The organism is Methylosinus sp. Sm6 (assembly GCF_019802345.1).
In the GTDB taxonomy this organism is placed as follows: domain Bacteria; phylum Pseudomonadota; class Alphaproteobacteria; order Rhizobiales; family Beijerinckiaceae; genus Methylosinus.
The window spans coordinates 1-4,424 of the sequence record NZ_JAINDZ010000084.1; the positions used below are offsets into that span (position 1 = coordinate 1).

At 55.8% G+C, this 4,424-nt stretch carries 1 protein-coding gene; it reads right to left on the reverse strand.

The window, feature by feature from the left end:
• A partial coding sequence (locus K3F48_RS23260; RefSeq protein WP_222577822.1) for a non-ribosomal peptide synthetase occupies positions 1-4,424 on the reverse strand: 4,424 nt, incomplete at both ends.

Here is a 4,424-nt window from a genome sequence, read left to right on the forward strand (position 1 = left end):
TAGCCGCGCCTCGCATAGTCGGCGTCGTCCGGGGCCGGCAACGCCTTGCGGTCGAGCTTGCCGTTCGGCGTCAGCGGCAGGCGATCGAGGCAAACAAAAGCCGAGGGAGCCATATAGTCGGGGAGTTCGTTTGCGAGACGCTCTCTTAGTTGCGCAACAAGATGCTGTGCGTATTTCGTCTTCAACGGGTTATTTGCGAAGCCGCTCCAGTCCCGCGATTGCGCCGGCCTCGCCAGTATTTCCTCGGGTTTTGACTCCTCCAGTCCGGTCGTCGCCAGCGACGCATCGGTGAGCAAAACGTCGAAGCGCCCCTCGCACGACGCGGGCGTCCAACTGACCTCGGTCAAATAACCATATGCTTCGCCCAGTTCGAAGAACGCCTCAGGCGATTCCGACGCATCGCGGAGATTTTCGAATTCTGCGGCGCAAGATGCGTCCACCTCCCGCGTTTCCTCGGCCTCGTCGATCAAACGCAATAGAGCCAGATCTTGTTCCAAACGACGGTTGGCGACGCCCCGAATTTGAAGCGCCGGCGGACGCATTTCCTGCAACGCGCGCGCGGCAGATTCGCTGAGCCTTTCGCCATCGGATCGCGCCGCTGACATTTTGCTCGGCAAGCCTTGCGCTCTCCGCCGCCCGACATGCAACACGACATCATATCGATATCGCGTCAGCTCATTGTCTGCCCGGCCTTTCTTCAAAAGAATTTCGACGTCGCAGATCTGCGGAAGATAGTCCTGCATCGCCCGGAAAAATTCCGGGTCGACCGTCAGCTCCCTTTCTTGTGCGACGGCTTTGGCGATACGAGCTTTCAATTGCTTGAAACTCAGTCCTTTAGGAGCCTGTGCGAATTGAACCGCGCTATGGAACATGGTCAAAAGCCGAAAATGACGAATATCGCCGACAAATACATAGCCACGGGGCGACACCGCTTCGACTGCTTGTTCTATGACTCTGACAAAATAATTTATATCAGGGAAATACTGCGCAACCGAATTCAAGATCACCATGTCGACTGAGCCGGGTTCAATTCCCTCGAAATCGATCGCCGCTTTTTGCATTAACTCGACGCGGCCGAGAAGATACTGACGATCGACCCAGTTTTGCACCTTTGCCAGAGCCGAAGGGGAAATATCGGTCCCGCAATAGGACTCGCAGTTTGGCGCAAGCCGACGCAACAATAGTCCGGAGCCGCAGCCGATCTCTAAAATGCGCGGCGCGTTCAACGCCCTTATGCGTTCGATCGTGCAGTCGAGCCATTCGCGCATCTCCGCTTCGGCAATGCTTTTTCCGGTGTAACTGCTGTTCCAGCCCGTATATCCGGCGTCGTCCTCAGTCTCGCCGGCGCCATAAGTCCGCTCGAACAATTCCTCCCATTGGGCTAAATGTTCGTTTTGCGTTTCGTCGAGGCGAAACTCCAAGGTCTGCTTCAGCCGACTATCGTCGGCGACCACATATCCGATTAACTTTTTGTCTCCGATGGCGTCTTCTCGTGCGACAACCGCCGCTTCACGCACCGCCGGATGGGCGGCGAGACGCGCTTCGATCTCTGCGAGTTCGATACGGAAGCCTCGAATCTTCACCTGGAAATCATTGCGTCCCAGAAATTGGATCGCGCCATCGGCTCGCCAGCGCCCGAGATCGCCAGTGCGATACATTCGCGTTCCTGCCACCGCCGAAAACGGGTCCTCCAGAAAACGCTCGGCCGTCAGATCTGGACGGTTCAAATACCCGCGTGCGATTCCAGCTCCGCCAATATAAATTTCACCCGACACCCCGATCGGACAGGGTTGCCTATGCATGTCCAAAATATAGATTCGAGCGTTCGAAATCGGACGCCCGATTGGGACATTGGTTGTCCCTTTCGGAACCGCATGACATTTGTAGAGCGTCGCCCAAATAGTCGCTTCTGTCGGTCCATATGCGTTGAATAAAGAATATTTTCGAGATAAAATGGCAGCTACTCTGCCATGCAAAACATCTCCAGCTGATATTATTACGCTCAATTGGCAAACGTTTTGGTCGTCTGGCAATAAAGCAAGGACGGCTGGCGGAAGCACAGCGTGCGTTACGCCGGTTTTTCCGATAATATCGCCAAGTTCGTGACCAGAAAGCTTCGTGCTCTTGATAAGTTGCAGAGAGCCGCCTTGGCACAAAGCCAAGATGAACTCGAAAGAGCAGGCGTCGAAACTGATCGACGCGAATTGAAGGACGCGCGAGGCGGGTCCGATCCCGAAAGCGCGCGATTGCGCCGCTGCGAGATTGCACAGACCGTGATGTTCGACCATGACGCCTTTCGGCCTTCCCGTCGAACCGGATGTGTAGATGACATAGGCGAGATGAGTCGGGGACAGGCCGACGCGCAGCGGGTCAGGGTCGACTGCGGGAAAATGCGCCCAAAGCTTATCGTCTTCAACGAGATCGAGAATTGGAAAGCGGGTGTCCCCTTTGTCCAGCAGCCCCTCGAGCGCCGGTGCGGCGCCGGGGCCTGTCAATGCCGCGACGGGGGCGCTATCGTCCAGCATATAGGCGAGTCGGTCACTCGGATATGATGGATCGAGTGGCACATAGGCCCCGCCGGCTTTCAATATTGCAAGCGCCCCGACAACCATCTCGAGGCTGCGGTCGACGCAAATCGCCACGCACATATCCGGGCGCACCCCGAGTTCTCTCAGATAATGCGCCAGTTTATTCGCTCTTTCGTTCAACTCCAGGTAGGTTAGTTCATCATTTTCATAAATGACGGCCGTCGCCGTAGGCGTTTTGTTCGCGTGCGCCTCGAACAGCTCATGTACATATTTTTCTCGCGGATGCTCCACCGCTGTCGCGTTCCACTCGACCAAAACACGATTCCGCTCGACGGCGTCCATGAATGTATAACTGAAAATGTTTCGTTCGGGGGCGTCGATGATCTCGTCCAATAATTTCTTATAGTGAGTGATCATGCGAACGATCGTAGATGCGTCGAATAGCTCGGTCGCGTATTCGATACCGCCCTCAATTCCAGAATCAGTTTCGTGGAGGAACAGCGTAAGATCAAATTTTGTCGTCACGCTCTCGTTCCCGAGCGGGGTCGACGTTACCCCGGGCAATGCGAAAGCCAATTCAGGAACGTTTTGCAACGTCAAAACGACCTGGAACATGGGCTGCCGCGACAAATCGCGCGTGGGTTGAAGCTCCTCGACCAATCTCTCGAATGGGAGATCCTGATGCTGAAATGCTTGAAGCGTTGTCTCCTTGACCTGCTTAAGCAAAGCCAAAAAACTGAGATCGGCGGAAACTTTCGAACGCATGACCAGCGTGTTTACAAAAAATCCGATCAGTCCCTCTAATTCTTCCTTTCGACGGCCGGCTATGCCCGAACCAACGACAATGTCGTCCTGGCCGGTGTAACGAGCAAGCAAGAGCTGAAACGACGCCAGTAACGTCATATAGATCGTGGCGCCGCAGCCTTGGCTTAAGGCCAACAGCGCAGAGGTCGTTTCTTTTGAAAACGTTAGTGGTTCAGTTGAACCTTTGAAGCTTTGCACTGCTGGACGCGGTCGATCGAAGGGAAGATGCAGTTCCGCCGGCGCCCCGTCGAGCTGTTTCTTCCAATAGCTGATCTGCCGTTCAAGCGTCTCCCCCTGGAGCCATTGTCGTTGCCATATCGTGTAATCGGCATATTGTATTGGCAATGCGGCGAGCGGCGCCCCCTTTCCGGCAACATAAGCGCTATACAGAATGCCGATTTCTCGAATAAGCACGCCGATCGACCATCCGTCGGAAACGATATGGTGCATGCAGATAAGCGCGATATGTTCGTTTTCGGAAAGTCGAATGAGCTTTGCGCGAAACATCGGACCCGTTTCGAGATTGAATGTCCGTTCTGCATCCTCGCGCGCCAGCCGCCGCGCCTCCATATTGCGATCCCGTTCGCTCAAAGCGCTCAGGTCGATTACGTCAAGCGTGAAATCGCCCGCAGCGTCGACGACCTGCGCGCCGTTTCCATTCACGAGGACAAATCGCGTGCGCAGGCTTTCGTGGCGTCGGATGATTTCACTCACGCTGTGCTCCAACGCGGCGATATCCAACGCGCCGCTCATTCGCAACGCCGTCCGCATATTATAGGCCGAGCCGACCAGACCGAGCTGTTCGAGAAACCATAGCCGCTCCTGCGCATAGGACAGCGGCAACGGTTGCGGACGCCGCTGCACAATGAGAGGAGGCAGAAGCGCCTGAGCGTTTTCCATGCGCTTGATTGCGCGCGCCAGCTCGCCGATGTTCGGTGTCTCGAACAGCTGCTTGAGCGGCAGATTAGCGCCAAACAGATCGTGTAGTCGTGCAACGACGCGCGTCGCCAACAGTGAGTGTCCGCCGAGTTCGAAGAAATTGTCGTTGCGTCCGACGCGTTCGACGCCGAGCAGCTCCGCCCAGATCCGCGC